The sequence below is a fragment of the Maritimibacter sp. HL-12 genome, from assembly GCF_900177545.1.
Classification (GTDB): Bacteria; Pseudomonadota; Alphaproteobacteria; order Rhodobacterales; family Rhodobacteraceae; genus Sinisalibacter.
Genome location: NZ_FXBQ01000001.1, coordinates 1,973,592 through 1,993,566 on the forward strand (window position 1 = coordinate 1,973,592; position 19,975 = coordinate 1,993,566).

Consider the following 19,975-nt stretch of genomic DNA (forward strand, 5'->3'; position numbering starts at 1 on the left):
CTAGGGGCGGGCCTTTCGCCGTGATCCGCGCTGGATCAGAGTTTTTCGACCAGTTCCGGCACCGCCTCGAAGAGGTCGGCGACCAGACCGTAATCGGCAACCTGGAAGATCGGCGCTTCCTCGTCCTTGTTGATCGCGACGATGACCTTGGAATCCTTCATCCCCGCGAGGTGCTGGATCGCACCGGAAATCCCGACCGCCACGTAGAGCGCCGGGGCAACGACCTTGCCGGTCTGGCCAACCTGCCAGTCGTTCGGTGCGAAGCCGGAATCGACCGCCGCGCGCGACGCGCCAACGGCGGCACCGAGCTTGTCGGCCAGTTTCTCGATCAGGGCGAAATCGGCTTCCGAGCCCACGCCGCGCCCGCCGGAGACGACGATACCTGCGGAGGTCAGCTCCGGCCTGTCGCTCTCGGCCACCTTGTCTTCGACCCAGGCGCTGAGCCCCTTGTCGCCGGTGCCCGCGATCGCCTCGATGGGCGCGCTGCCACCCTCGCCGGCGGCCTCGAAGGTCGAGGTGCGCACGGTGATCACCTTGGTGGCATCGTGCGATTTCACCGTCTGGATCGCGTTGCCGGCATAGATCGGGCGCTCGAAGGTCTCGGCATCGACGACGGCGGAGATGTCGGAGATCACCATCACGTCGAGCAGGGCGGCGACGCGCGGCAGGATGTTCTTTGCATCCGCTGTGGCGGCGGCGACGATGTGGCTGTAATCGCCCGCGAGCGACACGATCAGGTCGGCCACCGGCTCGGCCAGCATGTTGGCATAGGCGGCATCTTCCGCCACCAGCACTTTCGCAACACCGTCTAGCTTGGCGGCGGCTTCGGCGGCGGCGGCCGGGCCGGTGACCAGCACGGTCACCTCGCCCATCGCCTTCGCGGCGGTCACGGCCTTGGCGGTGGCGTCGATGTGCAGCGCCCCTCCGGCAACTTCGGCAAGTAGAAGAACACCCATCAGATCACCCCCGCATCTTTGAGTTTGGTCACAAGCTCATCCACCGAGCCCACGATCTCGCCAGCCTTGCGCACCGGCGGTTCGGCGGTCTTCACCACTTCGAGGCGCGGGGCGACATCAACGCCGTAATCGCCCGGCGTTTTCTCGTCGATCGGCTTCTTCTTGGCCTTCATGATGTTGGGCAGCGAGGCATACCGCGGCTCGTTGAGGCGCAGATCGGCAGTCACGACAGCCGGAAGGTTCACCTTGATCGTCTGCAAACCGCCATCGACTTCGCGCGTCACAACGGCGCTGTCGCCGTCCACGTCGAGGTCCGAGGCAAAGGTGGCCTGGCTCCAGCCCATCAGCGCGGCGAGCATCTGGCCGGTGGCGTTCATGTCGTTGTCGATCGCCTGCTTGCCCATGATCACCAGGCCGGGCTGCTCTTCCTCGACCACTTTCGCAAGGATCTTTGCGACGGCCAGCGGCTCGATATCCTGCTGCACGTCCTCGGCGGCAACCACCAGAACACCCCGGTCGGCCCCCATCGCGAGCCCGGTGCGGATCGTTTCCTGCGCCTGCTTCACACCGATCGACACCAGCACGATTTCCTCGACCTTTCCGGCCTCCTTGAGACGGATGGCCTCCTCGACGGCGATCTCGTCGAAGGGGTTCATCGACATCTTCACGTTGGCAAGATCGACCCCGGAACCGTCCGCCTTCACGCGGACCTTCACGTTGTAGTCGATCACGCGCTTCACAGGCACAAGCACCTTCATGGCTGCGTTTCTCCCTTGGGTTTGCCTGCCCGATTGGTGGCGGGCGGTGAGTCTGGCCGATGTTTAGCGGCACATTCCGCCCGGGAACAATGCCAAAGCGACAGAAAATTGCGCCGGAACGCCGCGTTTTTTTGGCGCGGCGGCGACGTTAGCGGTAGCAACTCGGCCAGATCGGCGACCGGATTTCCAAACCGCAGGCCAAGTTGCCGGTAGGGGCCTTGCCCCCCGCGTGACGCTACCGGTTTGCGCCCGGCACCCAGAGAACGTCGTCCGCGCCACCCGCGTTGGCCACCCGCGCGGCGACGAAACACCAGTCCGACAGCCGGTTGAGATAGCGGATCGCGGCGGGGTTCACGCTCTCCTGCCCGGCAAGCTCCACCGCCAGCCGTTCGGCCCGGCGCGAGATCGTTCGGGTGAGGTGCAGGTAGGCCGAAAGCGCAGAGCCGCCCGGGAGGATGAAACTGCGCAGCGGCTCCAGCCCGGCGTTCATCTCGTCGATCTCCGCCTCGAGCCGGTCGACCTGCGATTGCACGATCCGCAGCGGAGTGTATTCGGCTTCGTCGTCGCGCTCGGGATCGGGCCGCGAAAGATCGGCCCCGAGATCGAACAGGTCGTTCTGGATCAGCGCCAGCCGCGCATCGATCTCGCCTGTTGCATGAAGCCGGGCCAGCCCGATGGTGGCGTTGGTTTCGTCCACCGTGCCATAGGCCGCGACCCGCAAAGCGTGTTTCGGTACCCGCGTGCCGTTGGAGAGCGCGGTTTCACCGGCATCTCCGGTGCGCGTGTAGATCTTGTTGAGCACGACCATGGGTCAGCCTCCCCGACGTATCCAGACAAACAGCAAGATGAGCACGATCGCCACCGCCTGGGCATAGATCCGCCAGCGCATCACCCGGTTGGCGTGTTTCTTGTTGAAATCGCCACCGCGCGCAAAACCGCCAATGCCGGTGAGCAGGATGATCGCCACCGTGGCGACGGCTACGGCGACGACGAGAAAAAGCGGGTCTTTGAGCATGGCGGGTGGCTCCCTGATCGCGTTCGGCCCTCGATAGCGGTTTTGAACTGGCTTGGCGAGGGCCGCGGGTCAACTCCGCGCGAGGATACGGTCGGCCAGCCGGGTGGGCAGCAGGCGCTTGAGGATGCCCGCCGCGTAGGTTGGCGTGGTCACCCAGTAGCGCGGGCGTGGACGGCGGCTTTCAAGCGCATGGGCGAGCTTGCGTGTCACCGCCGAGGGGGGCAGCTCGAACCGGTCGGGTTTGTCGCTGTCGGAGTAGAGCCGTTTGAGCAGGCTGGCCTCGTATTGCGCGCGCCGCGGCGAGCCGCGCCAATCCACCCAGGCCTCGAAATGCGGGCGCGACTTGGCGCGGATCTTCGAGGTGATCGGCCCGGGTTCGATAAGGATGGTCTGGATGTTCGCGTCGGCCATCTCGAGGCGCAGGGTATCGCCGTAGCCTTCGAGGGCGAACTTGGTCGACACATAGGCACCGCGCCATCGTATCGTCGTGAAGCCGAGCACCGACGAATTGAGCGCGATGCGACCGTGCCCCTGCGCCCGCATGATCGGCACGGTCTGGCGCACCAGCTCGTGCACGCCGAAGAAATTCGTCTCGAAAATCTCCCTGAGCGCATCGGTCGACAGGTCTTCCAGAGCGCCGGGCAGGCCGAAGGCCCCGTTGGCGAAGATCGCGTCGAGCGTGCCGCCGGTGCGGCCTTTGGCCTCGGCAAGGGCGGCGCGGATCGTTGCGGGGTCGGTGTGATCGAGCACGAAGCTCTCCAGCCCCTCGGCTTCGAGACGCACGCAATCCTCCAGTTTGCGGCAGGTCGCGAACACCCGCCAGCCACGCGCCGCCATGCCTTTGGCGGCATCGTAGCCAATACCGGAAGAACACCCGGTGATGAGGAGGGATTTCTGGGTCATGCCTGCCTCGCGGTTCGCCGGCAGGCTAGGGCGATGCGCCCCCGGCGGCAATGCTCAGGGCGCGTCCGGCGAAAGGAAATCGCCCGACATGTAGCCGGTTTCGCCGGTCTCAAGCCGGATCATCCGCCAGCCTTCGCCCGCGTTGCCGAGATCGACCACCGCCGCGCCGCCTTGGAGCGAGGTGATCGCGTCATAGACGGTGGAAGGCCCCGAGCGGACGTTGACGGTGGTGCCGGTGACGTAGAGCACCTGGTCGCGCTCCGGTTCGGGTTCCGGCGCGGGGTCGGGCACAGGCTCCGGCGTGGGTTCCGGCTCCGGCGCAGGGTCGGGCTCCGGGGTCGCCTCTTCGATCGCAGCACCAATGGCGTCTGCCAACGCGCTGCCCGGCTCAGGCGTGAAGGGATCGGGAGACTCGTCAACAACGGCGGCGTCCGGCTCCGGTTCCGATTCGGGCGCGGTGTCGGCGGTCGGGGCCGGTTCTGTCGTGGGGTCCGGCGTTGCAACGGGGGCCGTCGGTTCGCGCCCGATCACGCGCTCGGGCAAGCCCTCGTCGCGCCCGAAATACATCAGCGCCAGCCAGATCAGCACCGAGGTCAGCAATGTCAGCCGAATGATACCCATGACTATCCCAATACCCCGGCACGGTCTCGCATGCTACCGCCAAGCCGCGTGGCGGGAAAGCCGGCGTGGATTTTCCGCAACCCTGCCGCGGTGCTTGCGGGGGGCGAATCGCGGCGCTATTCAGGCCCCATGAGCGATCTGATCGACGATCCGAACAAGCCGCCGCTCGAAGTGGCCGAACCGCTGCGCCGCGCGATCGGCGACCGCTACCTCACCTATGCGCTCTCCACCATCATGCACCGCGCGCTGCCCGATGCGCGCGACGGGCTGAAGCCGGTGCATCGCCGCATCCTCTACGCGATGCGCGAACTGAAGCTCAGCTCCACCGGCGGTTTCCGCAAGTCGGCGAAGATTTCCGGCGACGTGATGGGCAATTACCACCCGCACGGCGACGCGGCGATCTACGACGCTATGGCGCGGCTGGCGCAGGATTTCGCCGTGCGCTACCCGCTCGTCGATGGCCAGGGCAATTTCGGCAATATCGACGGCGACAACCCCGCCGCCAGCCGTTACACCGAGGCCCGGCTGACCGCCGTGGCCGAAGCCATGCTCGACGGGCTGGCCGAAAACGCGGTGGATTTCCGGCCGAACTACGACGGCACCCTGAGCGAACCCGTGGTGCTGCCCGCCACCTTCCCCAACCTGCTCGCCAACGGTTCGTCGGGGATCGCGGTGGGCATGGCCACCAACATCCCGCCGCACAACATCGCCGAACTGGTCGATGCCTGCCTGCACCTGATCAAGACACCCGACGCCCGCGACGAGACCCTGCTCAACTACGTTCCCGGACCGGATTTTCCCACCGGCGGCGTGATTGTCGAGCCACGCGAAACCATCGCCGAGGCCTATCGCACCGGGCGCGGCGGTTTCCGGCTGCGGGCGCGCTGGGAAGTCGAGGATCTGGGCCGTGGCCAGTGGCAGATCGTCGTCACCGAAATCCCCTACCAGGTTCAGAAATCCAAGCTCATCGAGCGGATTGCCGAGTTGATCCAGACCCGCAAGGTGCCGATCCTCGCCGACGTGCGCGACGAGAGCGCCGACGATGTGCGCCTTGTTCTGGAGCCGCGCAGCAAGAACGTGGATGCCGAGGTCCTGATGGGCCTGATGTTCCGCAATTCCGATCTGGAGGTGCGTTTCAGCCTCAACATGAACGTGCTGATCGACGGGGTCACGCCGAAGGTCTGCTCGATGAAGGAGGTGCTGCGCGCCTTCCTCGATTTCCGCCGCGAGGTTCTGATCCGCCGTTCCGAGCACCGGATGGAGAAGATCGACCACCGGCTGGAAGTGCTCGAAGGTTTCATCGTTGCCTTCCTCAACCTCGACCGGGTGATCGACATCATCCGCTACGATGACGAGCCGAAACCCGCGCTGATGCGCGAGGACTGGTCGAAAGACCATGTGCGAGCGACGAACGAGGCCGATTACGTCAGCCCGCCACCGGGCGACGGCGAGCTGAGCGAACTTCAGGTCGACGCGATCCTCAACATGCGGCTGCGCAGCCTGCGGCGGCTGGAAGAGATCGAGCTTGTCCGCGAACGAGATGCGCTGATGGAAGAGCGCGCCGGGCTGGAAGACCTGCTCGACAGCGAGGCGCTGCAATGGGCGCGGATCGCGGAGCAACTCAAGGACGCGAAAAAACTCTTCGGCAAGGATTACGAAGGCGGCACACGGCGCACCACCTTTGCCGAGGCGGGCATGGTGGAAGACGTGCCGCTGGAAGCGATGATCGAGCGCGAGCCGGTCACCGTGGTCTGCTCCCGCATGGGCTGGATCAGGGCGATGTCGGGCCACGTCGATCTTGCGCGTGACTTCAAGTTCAAGGACGGTGACGGCCCGCGCTTTGCCTTCCATGCCGAAACCACCGACAAGATCCTCATCTTCGCCGGCAACGGCCGGTTCTACACCCTTTCGGCCGCCAACCTGCCCGGCGGGCGCGGCATGGGCGAGCCGCTCAGACTGATGGTTGATCTGCCCAACGAGGCCGAGATCGTCGAGATGTTCGTGCACCGGCCCGGTGCGCGGCTGATCGTGGCCTCCGCCGAGGGCAACGGTTTCGTGGTCAACGCCGATGACGTGATGGCGCAAACCCGGGCGGGCAAGCAGGTGCTGAACGTCGGCGAGAGCGTGGCGAAGGTGTGCAGGCCGGTGGCGGGCGATCACGTCGCGGTGGTGAGCGAAAACCGCAAGCTCCTCGTCTTCCCGCTGGAGGAGCTGCCCGAGATGGGCCGGGGCAAGGGCGTGCGGCTGCAAAAGTACAACGCCGCGCGCGGCAAGCAGGGCGTGCTGGAGCTTGACGGCGGGCTTTCCGATCTCACTACCTTCGAGATCGGCAAGGGCCTGTCCTGGGCGGCGGGGGGTGACCGCACCCGCACCGAGGTCGACATGAGCCCGTGGCTGGGCAAGCGGGCCTCGGTGGGCAAACTGCCACCGCACGGCTTCCCGCGCGACAACCGGTTCACCGGCTAGGGCGGGGCGGTGGCGCTGCGTGATCTCACCACCGATTACGCCGGTCGCGGCACCCCGATGTTCCGCCTTGCGCTGAAAACCGGCGTGCTCACGGTTCTTACGCTGGGCTTCTACCGGTTCTGGATGAAAACCCGGATGCGCCGCTATTACTGGTCGGCAATCCGCCCCGGCGGCCAGCCGCTGGAATTCACCGGCCGCCCGACCGAGATGCTGACCGGGTTTCTCACCGCCGTGGTGGTGCTTGCCTTCTACATCGGCCTCGTCAACCTCATCCTGATGTTCCTGTCGTTCTCGTTGTTCGGGGGCGATGCGCCGGCCTATCTGCTGAGCTTTCTCGGTCTCGTGCCGATGATCTTCTTCGCCCAGTATCGCGCCCGGCGCTACATTCTCGCCCGCACCCGCTGGCGCGGCATCCGTTTCGGGCTGGAACCGGGGGTGAAGGGCTATGTCTGGCGCGCCTCGCTCTGGTGGATCGTCACCATTCTCTCGGCGGGGATCCTCTGGCCGGTGAAAACCTTCGAGCTGGAGAAATACCGCACCGACCGGACGTGGTATGGCGATCAGCGGTTCGAGCAGACCGGCGGGCGCTGGAGCCTGATGGGGGCGATGAAACACGTCTACATCGCTGCCGCCCTGATCGGCGCGGGCAGTGCCGCCGCCGCCCTGCTGGAGCAACCGATCTGGTTCGTCGCCACCGCGATGGGCGCGGCTTGGGCACCGCTCGGGCTGGCGCATTGGAAGGCGGAGAGTTTCAAGCGGTTGACCGAGGGTAAACGGCTGGGCGAGGCGGGTTTTCGCTGCCGCCCGCGCGGCGGCCGGATCGTGGCGATCTACCTGCTCGGCGGGCTGGCGATCGCGGGGCTGCTGATCGCCCTGCTTTTCGCCCTTGGCATGGGCATCGGCATCCTGCTTTCGGTGTTCGATCCCGAACTCATCGCCCAGGGTTTTGACGATCTGGCCAGCCTTGCCGCCTTGCCCGCCTGGGTTGCCACGATGGCCGGTCTCACGGCCTATTTCGCGGCCTTCCTGTTCTGGGGCGTGCTGCGCGAGGTGTTCATCACCATGCCGGTCGCCCGCCACCTGGCCGAGTCCACCGAGATTGTGAATCCCGATGCGCTGAACGCGATCCGCCAGCGCCCGCGCGACGAGTTCGCCGAGGCAGAGGGCTTTGCCGATGCCCTGCCGCTGGGTGACGGGATATGACCGGGGCAGGGGCGGTGCTCGAAGCCTTTGCCGACTACGTCGATGGCGAAAGCGCCGTGGTGCACCGCGTTGCCCTGCGTCTCTCCCCCGACCGGCTCACCATCGCCCTGCCCGATGGGACCGCGTTCGACTGGATGGCCGACGAATTGCGCGAGGTGCCGGATCAGGCCGACAGCGCCGGGCTCGTGCTGGCCCCGGCAGGGGATATGCTTCACCGCCTGCACGTCGGCACCGGCGAGATCGCCCGGCTGATCCGGTTGAACGCCCCGGCGCTGCGCCGCCGCCCGCCGGTGGAAAACAAGGGAAAGATCGCGGCCTGGGCGGCCGGTGCGATCGCTTCGGTCTCGCTGATCATCTTCGTCCTGGTCCCGGTCATGGCCAACCAGCTCGCCCTGCTGTTGCCGCCTGCCGGGGAAAGGGCGCTGGGCGATGCTACCTTCGAGCAGGTCCGCACCGCACTCGGCGATGCCGATTTCCTGCCCGTCGAGCTCTGCGAAACCCCGGAAGGGCTGGCGGCGTTGACGAAAATGGAGGCCCGGCTCGACGTTGGCCCAGACCTGCCCTACCCGGTCACGGTGGCGGTGCTCGACCACGATCTGGTCAACGCTTTCGCGCTGCCCGGCGGGCGGGTGATCCTGTTTCGGGGGCTGATCGAGGCGGCGGAGAACCCCGAGGAGGTGGCGGCGATCCTCGCCCATGAAATCGGCCACGTCGTCAACCGCGACCCGACCCGCGATGCCCTGCGTCTCGCCGGGTCTATCGGTGTGCTCGGGCTGATCTTCGGCGATTTCGCGGGTGGAACCGTGATGCTCCTGCTCGCCAACCAGCTCATCAACGCCAAATACAGCCAGGCCGCCGAGATCGGTGCTGACGACTACGCCCATGCGGTGCTGACCGAAGCCGGTTTGCCGCCCGCCGCGCTTGGCACGTTTTTCGAGCGCCTCAGGGCCGAACATGGCGACGAGGCGGGCTGGGCCGCGCATTTTTCGACCCATCCACGCATGGTCGAGCGCGTTGACGCGGCGCTGGAGGCACAGGCGCGTGCCGAGGCTGCCGGTGGTGCCGCCGTGCCGGCCCTCTCCGCCAGCGAGTGGCGCGACCTTCGCAGCATTTGCGGGCCGAACAGCGCCAGCGAACAAGGCGCTGCCGGCCGCGTGGGGCGCCAATAGACGCGCCTCAGGCTTCGGCGGCCTCGGTGGCGATCGCTTCGACGTTCAGCCAGATATCCTCGTTGGGACGCAAGGTCAGGATCAGCTTGGGGATCGGCTGTTTGCCCGCAATGGGGGAGAACCGGAAGCGCGCAAGCAAAGTGGCAAGAATGATGATCGATTCCTGCATCGCGAATTCCGCCCCGATACATACCCGCGGCCCGACCGAAAACGGCACATAGGCGAACCGGTCGATCTTCGACATGTCGTCAAACCGCTCGGGCATGAAGCGGTCCGGGTCTTGCCAGTGGCTGCGGTGGCGATGCAGCGTGTAATAGGGAACGATCACCGTGTCGCCCTTTTTCACCGCGTGCTCGCAGAGCGTATCGGTGCCCTGCGCCGTGCGCAGGTGCATTGGAATCGGCGGGTAGAGCCGCATGGCCTCCTGGAGAACCTGCCGAATATAGCCAAGCTGCGAAAGATCATCGACCGTCGCCGTGCGCGCGCCCAGAACCAGTCGGGCTTCTTGCGACGCCCTTTCTTGCTTTTCGGGTGCCTGGGCGAGCAGGTAGAGCGCCCAGGTGAGCGTCAACGCGGTGGTTTCGTGACCGGCGATCAGGAAGGTGATCAGGTTGTCGCGCAATTCCTCGTCGGTCATCTTGCGCCCGGTTTCCGGGTCTTCCGCGTCGAGGAGAAGGTCCATCAGTGCGGGATCTTCGAGGTTGGGGTGCTTGCGGCGGTCCGCGATCGCGGCGTCGGCCCCCGCCTTCAGCGCCTTGAGCGTGGGGTGGGTGCGCACCCTGCCGGGGCGCGGAATCCAGGTCGGCAAGCCGAGATAATCGAGGATGGAAACCCGCCCGGTGTTGTCGAGGTAGTGCTCGATGGCGTCGTTCACCACGTCAACCGGCACCGCCGATTGCCCGTTGCCGCCGGCGAAGGTCACGCGCACGATCACATCGAAGGCGGTGCGCATCATCTCGTCCGAAATGTTGACCGCGCGGTCTTTCGACTGCAGTCGCAGCGCGCCTTCTTCGGCTACGCGCGACATCAGCGCGCCAAGTCGCTTGATATTGCGCGGTGCGAAGGCGGGATTGAGCGCCCGGCGCTGCCAGCGCCATTCGTCGCCATCGAGCACGAAAAGCCCGTGGCGCAAAGCCTTCTGGAGAATGCCCTTGGCTTCGGGTGATTTTGGATAGTTCTCGATCCTGGTCTTGAAGATCGCGCGGTTCGCCTCCGGGTCGGTGACGATGTGAAACCGCCGCAGCAGGCGGCCCGAGATGATCCGGCGCGTCAGCGAAACCTCGGGGATCACCTCAAGGATGTTGCGCCGCGACCTGCGGGCAAGGCTGAGAAGGCCTTCCCGCTTCGCAAGCAGTTTGACGGAAGGCGGCAGCATTTCCGGGTTGCCGTCTGCCGGATCTGCGCCCCGCGATGCGACGGTGCCCGCTGGTGCCGCGCGGGCACCGGTGACAGGGCACTTGCCCTCGGCTTGGGGTGTGTCACTCATGGCGCGCAGGCTATGCGCTGGCGCCCCGGCGGGCAACCGTCAAACCGTCGCGGCCAAGGCGAGTGGCGTTTGCAAGACGTGGCTGCACACGGTATCCAGAGACACGCACCGGATTCGCGGCAAGGAGCCATGAACATGACCCCTCTCAAAACACTCGTGGCCAGGGGCACCGCCCTCGTGCTTGCCGCGGGCCTGCTCTCGGCCTGCGCCGTCAACGACCTTGAGGACACCCCCGAACCGATGGGGCGGTTCCTGCTCGGCCACAACGTGGCGGTCGTGTCCGAGGACGTCGAGATCCTCCAGATCTCGCGCAAAATCGAGAACGACGTCTGGGTCGATGTCGTGCGCGACGAGATGAACACCCGGTTCAGCCGCTATGACGGTGACGAATACTACCACATCTCCACGGCAATCCTCGGCTACATCCTCGCGCCCCCGGGTATCCCGGTGGTCGCCGCGCCGAAGTCGATCCTGATGGCCGATGTCTACCTGTTCCGCGACAGTGACGGCGGCGAGCCGATCACCGATGAACCCAAGCGCTTCACCGTGTTCGAGGAAGGCGGCGATGCGCTGATCGGCTCCGGCCTCACCCGCACCGCCGAGGAACAGGCCCGCAGCCTTGCGCGCAACCTCGCCAAGCAGGTTCACCTGTGGATGCTCGAGAACGAGGAATGGTTCGGCGATCCCTCCCTGATGGACCCCGAAACCACCTCGCCCGGGCGTCCGGTGCAGCCGCTCAAACCGGTGGCCGGGCAAGAGGCTCAGGGCTGATGCCCGGGCGGCCAACATCCGCTTGATTTTCCCTGCCCGACAAAGTAACGAGCGCGCGAATACGAACCGGGTTCGCGCGGAACCCCCCAATGACGAGGCGCATGGCCAATGGCTAAGGAAAAGTTTGAACGCTCCAAACCGCACGTGAACGTCGGGACGATTGGACACGTTGACCACGGCAAGACGACGCTGACGGCGGCGATCACGAAGTATTTCGGCGAGTTTCGCGATTACGACCAGATTGACGGTGCACCGGAGGAGAAGGCGCGCGGGATCACGATCTCGACGGCGCATGTCGAGTACCAGACCGAGAACCGTCACTACGCGCACGTCGACTGCCCCGGCCACGCGGACTACGTGAAGAACATGATCACGGGCGCCGCGCAGATGGACGGCGGGATCATCGTGGTTTCGGCGGCCGATGGCCCGATGCCGCAGACCCGCGAGCACATCCTGCTTGCGCGCCAGGTTGGCGTGCCTGCGCTGGTTGTCTACATGAACAAGGTCGACCAGGTGGATGACGAGGAGCTTCTCGAGCTTGTCGAGATGGAGATCCGCGAGCTTCTGACCGAGTACGATTTCCCCGGCGACGACATTCCGGTGATCAAGGGCTCGGCGCTGGCGGCGCTCGAGGGCCGCGATCCGGAGATCGGCGAGAACTCGATCCGCGAGCTGATGGCGGCGGTTGACGCGTCGATCCCGACGCCGCAGCGGGCGGTCGACCAGCCGTTCCTGCTGCCGATCGAGGACGTGTTCTCGATCTCGGGCCGTGGCACGGTTGTGACCGGCCGGGTTGAGCGTGGTGTTGTGAACGTGGGCGACGAGCTCGAGATCATCGGCATCCGCGACACCAAGAAGACGACCTGCACGGGTGTCGAGATGTTCCGCAAGCTGCTGGATCGCGGCGAGGCGGGCGACAACGTGGGCGTTCTTCTGCGCGGCATCGACCGTGACGCGGTCGAGCGTGGCCAGGTTCTGTGCAAGCCGGGTTCGGTGACGCCGCACACGAAGTTCGAGTGCGAGGTCTACATCCTGACCAAGGAGGAAGGCGGCCGCCACACGCCGTTCTTCGCCAACTACCGCCCGCAGTTCTACTTCCGCACGACGGACGTGACCGGCACGGTCGAGCTTCCCTCGGGCACCGAGATGGTGATGCCGGGCGACAACCTGAAGTTCACCGTCGAGCTGATCGCCCCGATCGCGATGGAAGAAGGCCTGCGCTTCGCCATCCGCGAAGGCGGCCGCACCGTCGGATCCGGCGTCGTGTCGAAAATCCTCGTGTAAACCCGAGGCGCGAACAGGTTTGCAAGGGCCGCCTCCCGAGGCGGCCCTTTTCGTTTCGCGGGCGAGGTGGCCGTTGAAGGCCGGTGCCCGGCGACTGGATCGCAAAAGGCAATGGTGATACACTCTGCCCATCCAATGGAGGGTGACATGGACAAAGCGCTGAACTGACCGAACCGAGACCGCAAACGTTTCACCGGAGTTCAGCCATGCCTGCGCCCTTTCTCGACGCTTCGCTGCGTCATCCGCTGATCAATATCCACGGCGAGCCGCACACCCAGACCGTTCAGCTTGCCCGCGCCATCGACCATCCGAACATCACGGTGGGCGATTTCACCTATTACAACGATTTCGAGCCGGTGGCGGATTATGCCGCCCGCATCGCGCCTTACCTCTACCCGGGCGCGCCCGAGCACCTGCACATCGGCAAGTTCTGCCAGATTGCCCACGGCGTGCGTTTCCTCGCCGCCGGGAATCACCCGATGGATGGCTTCTCGACCTACCCGTTCTCGATGTTCGACCACGACCTCATGGAGCATTATCCGGCGCTCGTTGCGCCCCGGCCCGACACCTTGATCGGCCATGACGTCTGGCTCGGGCAGGGGGCGATGGTATTGCCCGGCGTCAGCATCGGCAACGGCGCGGTGATCGGCGCGGGGGCTGTCGTGGCGCGTGATGTCGCGCCCTGGAGCATAGTCGCTGGCAACCCGGGGCAGGAGCTGCGCCGCCGCTTCGACGCGCCGGTGCAGGCCCTGCTCGACCGGCTCGCCTGGTGGGATCTGCCCCTCGAAGAGATCCGTGCGCTGGTGCCGGTTCTGGCCTCTGGCGACCGGGCTGGTCTGGAACGGGCGATGCGGCGATTGAGGTCTTGAAACCCGCGCCGCCTTCGGTTACGTCCAGCCTCGGCCATAGGGGTATAGCTCAGCTGGTAGAGCGACGGTCTCCAAAACCGTAGGTCGCGGGTTCGAGCCCTGCTGCCCCTGCCATTCCTTCAGAAGAACACGTATTTGATGCCGATGCCGGTGACGATCACCGCCATCGCGGCCTGCAGCCAGTGGTTGGCGAGGCGGCGGTTGACATGCGGGCCAAGCACCGCGCCGAGCACAGCGCCCGCCACCAGCGGGACGAGGATCGGCCAGTCAAGCGGTGCTCCGAGGTTGAGATAATTCCCGACCGATACCATGAGCGACATGAAGATCGGGATCGCCGAGGTGGCGGGGATGATGTGCATCGGCATCCCGAGGATCGAAGCCATGTAGGGCACCATCAGGAAGCCGCCGCCGACGCCGAAGATCGCGGCTGTGAAGGCGATCACCGCCCCCGCGATCAGCGGCGAGATCACCGGCACCCGGTAGCGCGTCTCGCCATATTGAAAACACATGCAGCCCAGTTGCAGCACCTTTTCGGTGACCGCACCGATGAAGGGCCGCGCCGGGCTGGTCTTGCCGGTGCGCAGGCCGTGAACGTGGCGGTAGAGTTTCCATCCGATCTGCGCCGCGATCGCCAGCGTGAGCACCCCGAACAACGGGCGGAAGGTGGCCATGTCGGAGAGATAGAGTGCCGAAACGGTGCTGCCCGCCCAGGCACCCGCGATGCCGCCAAGCCCGAGCAACACCCCGAGCGAGGGCACCACCGCGCCGCGCCGCACGTAGCCGGGCACGAAAACGAGCGCGGTGGCCAGCACCACGATCTGCGTCATCGGCTTGACGCTGTTGGGATCGAGAACGCCGAACAGGGTGATCAGTCCGAAGGAGGAAAGAATACCCCCCGCCGCGCCGATGGCGGAGAACACGACGCCGACGAGCAGGCCCCATCCGACGATTGCCACGATCAAGCCAATCTCCATGGGGGTCCCTTCCTGGCAGTTCCCCAGGGAGGCTAGCGGCCCGGCCGCAGGCGTTCCATGGCTGCAAACGCCGCACCCTTGCGACCCTGCCCGGCCCACCCCGTCGGGCGGGCAGGTGGCGCATCGCCAGGCCGACATGACGCGCCGTGGCCGGGCATTTGCCGGGCGGCAGGTTCGGCCGGCGGGCCAGCTTCGCCGCGCGCCCGTCCGGGCTCTTGAAAAGCCCCGTCGCTTCCCGTATGTGCGCCCCAACCCGTGAAAGGCAAACGACATGGCGAAGACGAACCCGTTCCAGTTCATCCAGCAGGTGCGCTCGGAGGTCTCCAAGGTGGTGTGGCCAACGCGCCGCGAGGTGTTGCTCACCACCGGCATGGTCGTTGCCATGGCCGCGCTCACTGCGCTGTTCTTCTCGCTGGTCGATCTGGCGATCCGCTCGGGGCTGAACGGAATCCTCGGCGCCTTCGGCTGATCCCGGGCCAAACCCCTTGAATCGGCGCGGCTTCGGGGGTATCCCCGGCGCCAATCCCCCGGCGAGGCGTGCAATGATTCGAGTTGCACGCCGGTTTTTTGTTTCGGGGCTGTGCGGGCAACCGTGTTGGAATTGAGACCCTTTAGGCGAGGCTTGCCCGCCAGGAAACGAGGCTGAGACGAGATGGCGAAACGGTGGTATTCGGTGAGCGTTCTCTCGAATTTCGAGAAGAAGATTGCCGAGCAGATCAGAACGGCCGCGGCCGACGCCGGCCTCGAGGACGAGATCGACGAGGTGCTCGTTCCGACCGAGGAAGTCATCGAGGTGCGCCGCGGCAAGAAGGTGTCCACCGAACGCCGCTTCATGCCGGGCTACGTGCTCGTTCACATGGAAATGTCGGATCAGGGCTATCACCTGATCAACTCGATCAACCGCGTCACCGGCTTTCTGGGTCCGCAGGGCCGGCCGATGCCGATGCGTGATTCCGAAGTGCAGGCCATCCTTGGCCGCGTCGAGGAAGGCGTGGAACAGCCGCGCACCCTGATCAGCTTCGAGATCGGCGAAACCGTCTCGGTCACCGATGGTCCGTTCGAGGGCTTCGATGGTCAGGTCGAAGGCGTCGACGACGACAACCAGCGCCTGAAGGTGTCGGTTTCGATCTTTGGCCGGGCCACGCCGGTCGAACTTGAATTCACCCAGGTCACCAAGCAGACCTGAGGCGAATCCGGGCTTTGGCCCGGCCCCGTGTGGGAGGCGAGGGCGACGCGTCGTCCGGACCAGACCACGTCAACCACAGGCCCCCGAACGCGTTTGCGGGGCTGTTGAAAAAGGAGAAGCCAGATGGCCAAGAAGGTCGCCGGCAAGATGAAGCTGCAGATCCCTGCAGGTCAGGCCAACCCGTCGCCGCCCGTGGGCCCCGCCCTCGGTCAGCGCGGCATCAACATCATGGAATTCTGCAAGGCGTTCAACGCCAAGACGCAGGAGATGGAGCAGGGCGCGCCCTGCCCGACCGAGATCACCTACTACGCCGACAAGTCGTTCACGATGAACATCAAGACCCCGCCGGCGTCGTATTTCCTCAAGAAGGCCGCCGGCCTCAAGCCCGTGGGCAAGCGTAACCGTCCGCGCGGCGGCGACAAGCCCGGCCGCGAGGTGATCGCCAGCGTTACCGTCAAGCAGGTGCGCGAGATCGCGGAAGCCAAGATGAAGGATCTCAACGCCGTCGATATCGAGGGTGCGATGAAGATCATCGTCGGCTCCGCGCAGTCGATGGGTATCGAGGTGAAAGGTTGATCTGATGGCAAAAGTTGGAAAACGCACCCGCTCCGCCCGCGAGGCCTTCGTCGGCAAGGAAAACATCACCGTCGAGGAAGCCGTCACGCTGATCAAGGCGAACGCCAAGACCAAGTTCGACGAGACCGTCGAGATCGCGGTCAACCTCGGGGTCGATCCCCGCCACGCCGACCAGATGGTGCGCGGCAAGGTTTCGCTGCCGAACGGCACTGGCAAGACCATGCGCGTCGCGGTCTTCGCCCGGGGCGACAAGGCCGATGAAGCCAAGGCCGCCGGTGCCGATATCGTTGGCGCCGAAGACCTGATGGAAACCGTGCAGGGCGGCAAGATCGAATTCGATCGCTGCATCGCCACGCCCGACATGATGCCGATCGTCGGCCGTCTGGGCAAGATCCTCGGACCGCGCAACCTGATGCCGAACCCGAAGATCGGCACGGTGACGATGGACGTGAAAGAGGCCGTCGAAGCCGCCAAGGGCGGCGAGGTCCAGTTCAAGGTCGAAAAGGCGGGCGTGGTTCATGCCGGTGTCGGCAAGGTGTCGTTCGACGACGCCAAGCTGGTCGAGAACGTGCGCGCCTTCGTCGATGCGGTGCAGAAAGCCAAGCCGACCGGTGCCAAGGGCGCTTATCTCAAGAAAGTGTCGCTGTCCTCGACCATGGGGCCGGGTGTCTCGGTCGATATCGACAACGCGACCGGCAACTGAGCAGGTCCGACAAGCAATCGTCAGAAGGGCGCCCCTCGGGGCGTCCTTTTGCGTTTCCAGATCAGCCCTTCCGGGTCACCATGACCCGGACCGCCTTCGCCGCGAAGCCGGCGTCGAGGTTCTCGACATCGCCAAAAGCCGCCAATTCGGCCATCGTGCGCTCGGCGGCCCGGCGGCGCACATCGAGTATGATCCTGCCGCCCGGGGTGACGGCATCACGAAAGAACACCGCATAGGTGCTCCACGGATAGTGGAAGCCGCAGGATATGAAGCTCACCACCAGATCCTGCCCGCGCAGCCGGTCGGGCGATTTCACTGCCGGGTTGAGGGTCTTGATCCGCGATTTGGCGATGCCGTTGGCATTCAGAAACCGCGCGGCCACATCGAGGTTCGAATAGGCCGAGCCACTTTCCTCAAATCCGAAATGGCGTTCGTCGTTGGTTTCGAGGTCGATCAGGGTGAGTTTTGACTTGAAGTCCTGCGCCAGAAAGAGATCAAACAACGCATAGCCGCAGCCGATATCGGTCACCTTCTCGGGTGGCGCTTTCTCGAACACCGGGCGCAATTCTTCATATTCGAGGAAGATCAGCGCCGCCGCACGGCGGACAAGATTATCCGCGCCGATCGTGTCGATGAGATCGAGCAGTGGCTGGTCCTGCCCCGTCGTCCATGCCTTGATGTAGCGGCCCGGATTGGGCTGATCGCCGATGATTTCGGATCTCTGCAGGATCAGGTTCAGCACATCGTTTCGGGAGAATGCGGTGGTATCGAGAGAGCCGATCCTGTCTGTTTCCATCATCCGGATCGCGTCATCGAGCTGGATCATCTGGCTGCCTTCTGTCCGGAAGATAGGATGCCGCAGGTTCGATCGTCATCCTCACGATCTTTTGACAACCCGGAATGCAAAGGTCAACGCCGATGATTGGCAGGCGCGGGGATCACGACGTGCCCTTGCTGGCCCGAACCGCGTCGCGGCAGGCATCCTCCAGTGCGCGCGACTGGTGCCGGGCGGCGTCGAGGCTCTGTGCCAGGCTCTCACCCGCAACCGCCCCCGCGGCAATCCGGGCGAGGCTGAAGGTGGCGACCCGCGCCGTGCCCCGAAGGGCATCGCGGGCGAGGGCATTCACGGCGAGATAGTCCAGATGGGTTCCGATCAACCCGGCACCCGGCGCGCTGCCGCCGTTCGCGTTGACCTCGCAAGCCCCGGCATCGGTTGAGAGGAACGACCGGCAGATCATCGGCCGCGCCTCGTAGGCCCGGCAGCCCCGTGTGGCCGGGTCGAGCGCGGGGCAGGCGTCGGGGTGCCAGTCGCGCCCGTCGGCCTGGCCCGCGAGCGGGGCGAGGGCCCCGTGCAGCCGCTCGGCCTCGGCCGCGGTGATGGTGCCACCGTCACCGCCCCTCAGAATACAGCAGAAAGCACACCCCTCGGCGCAGGCCGCGTGCCGCACCGCCTCGGGCGGATCGGCAATCAGCGTCTCGCGCACCGCCATGCCGATGGTGAAGGCGGCCCCGCCGCTTGCCAGATCGGTGATCACCTCGCCGGATGCGCGCCCGTGCCGCTCCGCGGTGGCCAGATAGGCATCGAGCAGCCGCCGGGCGCGTTCGGTCGCGGAGGTGCCTGCGCCCTTGGCCCGCGCCTTGCACAGCCGTGCCCGCAGGCCGGTGAGTTTTTCGCCATTGCCGCCGATTCGCGATATCATGGCCGCGCCGCCTCCCGTCGTCTCGATCTTGCCAGGCGGAAGATTTTCGCGCAGTATAGGGCCCTGTCCGAAAGGAACGAAGCCCCAACCCGAAATCGGGGCTTCCAATTTCCGGCGCGAACCACTAAACCGCTCGCGACCGGTCGCCCGATTCCATCGTGGCGGCCTGTCGATTCGTCCGAGACGGTGGGTGGCGGCCGCAAAGCCCCATAAATCCTGCCCGAGACGGGTAAACCAGATTTCTTCGGGCAGCCATGCTCCCGGGGCGACTTGGACGGACCCGTGCGGACCCGACATCGGGCCGACAAGCCCGGTGAAACATGAGCCGGGAGGGTCACACCTCCCATACTTGGAGTGAAACTGTGGATAGAGCCCAGAAAGAGAAAGTGGTCGAGGAACTCGGCCAGATCTTCGAAAGCTCTGGCGTCGTGGTGGTTGCCCATTACGAAGGTCTCACGGTTGCTGAGATGCAGGACCTGCGCGGACGCATGCGCGAAGCGGGCGGGTCGGTGCGTGTTGCCAAGAACAAGCTCGCCAAGATCGCCCTTGATGGAAAGCCGGTCGCTTCGATCGCCGAATACCTCGAGGGGATGACCGTTCTCGCCTATTCCGAAGACCCCGTGGCTGCGGCCAAGGTCATGGATAAGTACGCCAAGGACAACGACAAGCTCGTGATCCTCGGCGGTGCCATGGGTGAGACGGCGCTGGATCTGGCCGGTGTCAAGGCGGTTGCCGCTATGCCGTCGCGTGAAGAGCTCATCGCTCAGATCGTGTCGCAGATCGGTGCACCTGCTGCGAACATCGCCGGGGCGATTGGCGCACCTGCTTCCAACATCGCATCCATCCTTTCCACCATCGAGGAAAAGGCTGCGTAAGCAATCGAAGGACCGACGTATGCGCAAGCGCAAAGACGTTGGAACACATCTGAAAGAACGGAAATCAAAATGGCTGATCTGAAAAAACTTGCCGAAGAGATCGTGGGTCTGACCCTTCTCGAAGCCCAGGAACTGAAAACCATCCTCAAGGATGAATATGGCATCGAGCCCGCCGCCGGCGGCGCTGTCATGATGGCTGGCCCGGCTGGCGATGCCGGCGCTGCCGAAGAAGAAAAGACCGAGTTCGACGTCGTGCTGAAGAGCGCCGGCGCCAACAAGATCGCGGTCATCAAGGAAGTCCGTGGCCTCACCGGCCTTGGCCTGAAAGAAGCCAAGGACCTCGTGGAAGCTGGCGGCAAGATCAAGGAAGGTGTCTCCAAGGCGGAAGCCGAAGAGGTGCAGAAAAAACTCCAGGAAGCCGGCGCCGAAGTCGAGCTGGCCTGAGGGTCACAGGGGCGAA

General features: G+C 65.3%; 22 protein-coding genes and 1 tRNA gene. 13 read left to right on the forward strand and 10 right to left on the reverse strand.

Going from position 1 to position 19,975, the window contains the following annotated elements; translation table 11 throughout:
* Positions 1-35 precede the first annotated feature (35 nt).
* The 6 genes from B9Y97_RS09880 to B9Y97_RS09905 form a co-directional block, all read right to left on the reverse strand.
* Complete coding sequence (locus B9Y97_RS09880) at positions 36-956, reverse strand: electron transfer flavoprotein subunit alpha/FixB family protein (RefSeq protein WP_085526576.1); 921 nt, start codon at positions 954-956, stop codon at positions 36-38.
* Entirely contained in the window at positions 956-1,714 is a 759-nt protein-coding gene (locus B9Y97_RS09885) for an electron transfer flavoprotein subunit beta/FixA family protein (protein ID WP_085526577.1), read from the reverse strand. Before B9Y97_RS09885 ends, B9Y97_RS09880 begins: the two co-directional genes overlap by 1 nt.
* A gap of 235 nt (positions 1,715-1,949) precedes the next feature.
* On the reverse strand, positions 1,950-2,522 hold the full coding sequence (locus B9Y97_RS09890) for a cob(I)yrinic acid a,c-diamide adenosyltransferase (protein WP_085526578.1): 573 nt from the start codon (positions 2,520-2,522) through the stop codon (positions 1,950-1,952).
* Between the two features lie 3 nt (positions 2,523-2,525).
* A complete protein-coding gene (locus tag B9Y97_RS09895; protein WP_085526579.1) occupies positions 2,526-2,729 on the reverse strand; it encodes a twin transmembrane helix small protein in 204 nt (67 codons plus the stop codon).
* 69 nt (positions 2,730-2,798) lie between these two features.
* Positions 2,799-3,632 carry an SDR family NAD(P)-dependent oxidoreductase gene (locus B9Y97_RS09900; RefSeq protein WP_085526580.1) on the reverse strand — a complete coding sequence of 278 codons (834 nt, stop codon included), beginning with the start codon at positions 3,630-3,632 and terminating at the stop codon, positions 2,799-2,801.
* Between the two features lie 54 nt (positions 3,633-3,686).
* Positions 3,687-4,253 (reverse strand): SH3 domain-containing protein, encoded by a 567-nt coding sequence (locus tag B9Y97_RS09905; RefSeq protein ID WP_085526581.1) that lies wholly within the window; start codon positions 4,251-4,253, stop codon positions 3,687-3,689.
* A gap of 129 nt (positions 4,254-4,382) precedes the next feature.
* Between B9Y97_RS09905 and B9Y97_RS09910 the strand changes: the two genes are divergently transcribed.
* Genes B9Y97_RS09910 through B9Y97_RS09920 form a run of 3 tightly spaced genes read left to right on the forward strand, consistent with a single transcriptional unit; the run spans position 4,383 to position 9,091 of the window.
* Positions 4,383-6,719 carry a DNA topoisomerase IV subunit A gene (locus B9Y97_RS09910; RefSeq protein ID WP_085528202.1) on the forward strand — a complete coding sequence of 779 codons (2,337 nt, stop codon included), beginning with the start codon at positions 4,383-4,385 and terminating at the stop codon, positions 6,717-6,719.
* 9 nt (positions 6,720-6,728) lie between these two features.
* The gene (locus B9Y97_RS09915) at positions 6,729-7,922 is read left to right on the forward strand and encodes a DUF898 family protein (RefSeq protein WP_254900891.1); all 1,194 of its coding nucleotides are present in this window, start codon (positions 6,729-6,731) and stop codon (positions 7,920-7,922) included.
* Positions 7,919-9,091, forward strand: coding sequence for a M48 family metallopeptidase (locus tag B9Y97_RS09920; RefSeq protein WP_085526582.1), 1,173 nt, complete (start codon positions 7,919-7,921; stop codon positions 9,089-9,091). Before B9Y97_RS09915 ends, B9Y97_RS09920 begins: the two co-directional genes overlap by 4 nt.
* A 7-nt stretch (positions 9,092-9,098) precedes the next feature.
* On the opposite strand, the gene B9Y97_RS09925 is transcribed toward B9Y97_RS09920, so the two are convergent.
* On the reverse strand, positions 9,099-10,577 hold the full coding sequence (locus B9Y97_RS09925) for a cytochrome P450 (protein ID WP_254900892.1): 1,479 nt from the start codon (positions 10,575-10,577) through the stop codon (positions 9,099-9,101).
* Positions 10,578-10,712: 135 nt separating this feature from the next.
* On the opposite strand from B9Y97_RS09925, the gene B9Y97_RS09930 reads away from it, so the two are divergent.
* From B9Y97_RS09930 to B9Y97_RS09945, 4 genes are all read left to right on the forward strand, one after another.
* Positions 10,713-11,348 carry a hypothetical protein gene (locus B9Y97_RS09930; RefSeq protein WP_139828273.1) on the forward strand — a complete coding sequence of 212 codons (636 nt, stop codon included), beginning with the start codon at positions 10,713-10,715 and terminating at the stop codon, positions 11,346-11,348.
* A 108-nt stretch (positions 11,349-11,456) separates the two neighbouring features.
* Positions 11,457-12,632, forward strand: a complete 1,176-nt coding sequence (gene tuf / locus B9Y97_RS09935; protein ID WP_085526585.1) for an elongation factor Tu — start codon at positions 11,457-11,459, stop codon at positions 12,630-12,632.
* A 206-nt stretch (positions 12,633-12,838) separates the two neighbouring features.
* A complete protein-coding gene (locus B9Y97_RS09940) occupies positions 12,839-13,501 on the forward strand; it encodes a CatB-related O-acetyltransferase (RefSeq protein ID WP_085526586.1) in 663 nt (220 codons plus the stop codon).
* A gap of 38 nt (positions 13,502-13,539) precedes the next feature.
* Positions 13,540-13,615: transfer RNA gene (locus tag B9Y97_RS09945), tRNA-Trp, on the forward strand.
* Between the two features lie 5 nt (positions 13,616-13,620).
* Here the strand turns inward: B9Y97_RS09945 and B9Y97_RS09950 are convergent.
* Positions 13,621-14,475 (reverse strand): sulfite exporter TauE/SafE family protein, encoded by an 855-nt coding sequence (locus B9Y97_RS09950; RefSeq protein WP_176224340.1) that lies wholly within the window; start codon positions 14,473-14,475, stop codon positions 13,621-13,623.
* A 271-nt stretch (positions 14,476-14,746) separates the two neighbouring features.
* On the opposite strand from B9Y97_RS09950, the gene secE reads away from it, so the two are divergent.
* From secE to rplA, 4 genes are all read left to right on the forward strand, one after another.
* Positions 14,747-14,944: a preprotein translocase subunit SecE gene (gene secE, locus B9Y97_RS09955; RefSeq protein WP_085528204.1), complete on the forward strand. Its 198-nt coding sequence runs from the start codon at positions 14,747-14,749 to the stop codon at positions 14,942-14,944.
* Positions 14,945-15,127: 183 nt separating this feature from the next.
* Positions 15,128-15,661 (forward strand): transcription termination/antitermination protein NusG, encoded by a 534-nt coding sequence (gene nusG, locus B9Y97_RS09960; RefSeq protein ID WP_085526588.1) that lies wholly within the window; start codon positions 15,128-15,130, stop codon positions 15,659-15,661.
* Positions 15,662-15,784: 123 nt separating this feature from the next.
* The gene (rplK, locus tag B9Y97_RS09965; RefSeq protein ID WP_085526589.1) at positions 15,785-16,237 is read left to right on the forward strand and encodes a 50S ribosomal protein L11; all 453 of its coding nucleotides are present in this window, start codon (positions 15,785-15,787) and stop codon (positions 16,235-16,237) included.
* Positions 16,238-16,241: 4 nt separating this feature from the next.
* The gene (gene rplA / locus B9Y97_RS09970) at positions 16,242-16,940 is read left to right on the forward strand and encodes a 50S ribosomal protein L1 (protein ID WP_085526590.1); all 699 of its coding nucleotides are present in this window, start codon (positions 16,242-16,244) and stop codon (positions 16,938-16,940) included.
* A 61-nt stretch (positions 16,941-17,001) separates the two neighbouring features.
* Here rplA and B9Y97_RS09975 read toward each other — a convergent pair whose 3' ends face one another.
* Positions 17,002-17,766 carry a hypothetical protein gene (locus B9Y97_RS09975; protein WP_085526591.1) on the reverse strand — a complete coding sequence of 255 codons (765 nt, stop codon included), beginning with the start codon at positions 17,764-17,766 and terminating at the stop codon, positions 17,002-17,004.
* A 112-nt stretch (positions 17,767-17,878) separates the two neighbouring features.
* Complete coding sequence (locus B9Y97_RS09980) at positions 17,879-18,640, reverse strand: YkgJ family cysteine cluster protein (RefSeq protein WP_176224341.1); 762 nt, start codon at positions 18,638-18,640, stop codon at positions 17,879-17,881.
* 362 nt (positions 18,641-19,002) lie between these two features.
* Between B9Y97_RS09980 and rplJ the strand changes: the two genes are divergently transcribed.
* Together rplJ and rplL are read left to right on the forward strand one after the other, a co-directional pair.
* Entirely contained in the window at positions 19,003-19,515 is a 513-nt protein-coding gene (gene rplJ / locus B9Y97_RS09985; RefSeq protein ID WP_085526593.1) for a 50S ribosomal protein L10, read from the forward strand.
* Between the two features lie 69 nt (positions 19,516-19,584).
* The gene (rplL, locus tag B9Y97_RS09990) at positions 19,585-19,959 is read left to right on the forward strand and encodes a 50S ribosomal protein L7/L12 (protein WP_085526594.1); all 375 of its coding nucleotides are present in this window, start codon (positions 19,585-19,587) and stop codon (positions 19,957-19,959) included.
* Positions 19,960-19,975: the final 16 nt, after the last annotated feature.

What these genes read in the sequence shown, in the direction of transcription:
- B9Y97_RS09880 (WP_085526576.1), bottom strand. Translation starts at nt 956, where the DNA reads ATGGGTGTTCTTCTACTTGCCGAAGTTGCCGGAGGGGCGCTGCACATC.
- B9Y97_RS09885 (WP_085526577.1), bottom strand. Translation starts at nt 1,714, where the DNA reads ATGAAGGTGCTTGTGCCTGTGAAGCGCGTGATCGACTACAACGTGAAG.
- B9Y97_RS09890 (WP_085526578.1), bottom strand. Translation starts at nt 2,522, where the DNA reads ATGGTCGTGCTCAACAAGATCTACACGCGCACCGGAGATGCCGGTGAA.
- B9Y97_RS09895 (WP_085526579.1), bottom strand. Translation starts at nt 2,729, where the DNA reads ATGCTCAAAGACCCGCTTTTTCTCGTCGTCGCCGTAGCCGTCGCCACG.
- B9Y97_RS09900 (WP_085526580.1), bottom strand. Translation starts at nt 3,632, where the DNA reads ATGACCCAGAAATCCCTCCTCATCACCGGGTGTTCTTCCGGTATTGGC.
- B9Y97_RS09905 (WP_085526581.1), bottom strand. Translation starts at nt 4,253, where the DNA reads ATGGGTATCATTCGGCTGACATTGCTGACCTCGGTGCTGATCTGGCTG.
- B9Y97_RS09910 (WP_085528202.1), top strand. Translation starts at nt 4,383, where the DNA reads ATGAGCGATCTGATCGACGATCCGAACAAGCCGCCGCTCGAAGTGGCC.
- B9Y97_RS09920 (WP_085526582.1), top strand. Translation starts at nt 7,919, where the DNA reads ATGACCGGGGCAGGGGCGGTGCTCGAAGCCTTTGCCGACTACGTCGAT.
- B9Y97_RS09925 (WP_254900892.1), bottom strand. Translation starts at nt 10,577, where the DNA reads ATGAGTGACACACCCCAAGCCGAGGGCAAGTGCCCTGTCACCGGTGCC.
- B9Y97_RS09930 (WP_139828273.1), top strand. Translation starts at nt 10,713, where the DNA reads ATGACCCCTCTCAAAACACTCGTGGCCAGGGGCACCGCCCTCGTGCTT.
- tuf (WP_085526585.1), top strand. Translation starts at nt 11,457, where the DNA reads ATGGCTAAGGAAAAGTTTGAACGCTCCAAACCGCACGTGAACGTCGGG.
- B9Y97_RS09940 (WP_085526586.1), top strand. Translation starts at nt 12,839, where the DNA reads ATGCCTGCGCCCTTTCTCGACGCTTCGCTGCGTCATCCGCTGATCAAT.
- B9Y97_RS09950 (WP_176224340.1), bottom strand. Translation starts at nt 14,475, where the DNA reads ATGGAGATTGGCTTGATCGTGGCAATCGTCGGATGGGGCCTGCTCGTC.
- secE (WP_085528204.1), top strand. Translation starts at nt 14,747, where the DNA reads ATGGCGAAGACGAACCCGTTCCAGTTCATCCAGCAGGTGCGCTCGGAG.
- nusG (WP_085526588.1), top strand. Translation starts at nt 15,128, where the DNA reads ATGGCGAAACGGTGGTATTCGGTGAGCGTTCTCTCGAATTTCGAGAAG.
- rplK (WP_085526589.1), top strand. Translation starts at nt 15,785, where the DNA reads ATGGCCAAGAAGGTCGCCGGCAAGATGAAGCTGCAGATCCCTGCAGGT.
- rplA (WP_085526590.1), top strand. Translation starts at nt 16,242, where the DNA reads ATGGCAAAAGTTGGAAAACGCACCCGCTCCGCCCGCGAGGCCTTCGTC.
- B9Y97_RS09975 (WP_085526591.1), bottom strand. Translation starts at nt 17,766, where the DNA reads ATGATCCAGCTCGATGACGCGATCCGGATGATGGAAACAGACAGGATC.
- B9Y97_RS09980 (WP_176224341.1), bottom strand. Translation starts at nt 18,640, where the DNA reads ATGATATCGCGAATCGGCGGCAATGGCGAAAAACTCACCGGCCTGCGG.
- rplL (WP_085526594.1), top strand. Translation starts at nt 19,585, where the DNA reads ATGGCTGATCTGAAAAAACTTGCCGAAGAGATCGTGGGTCTGACCCTT.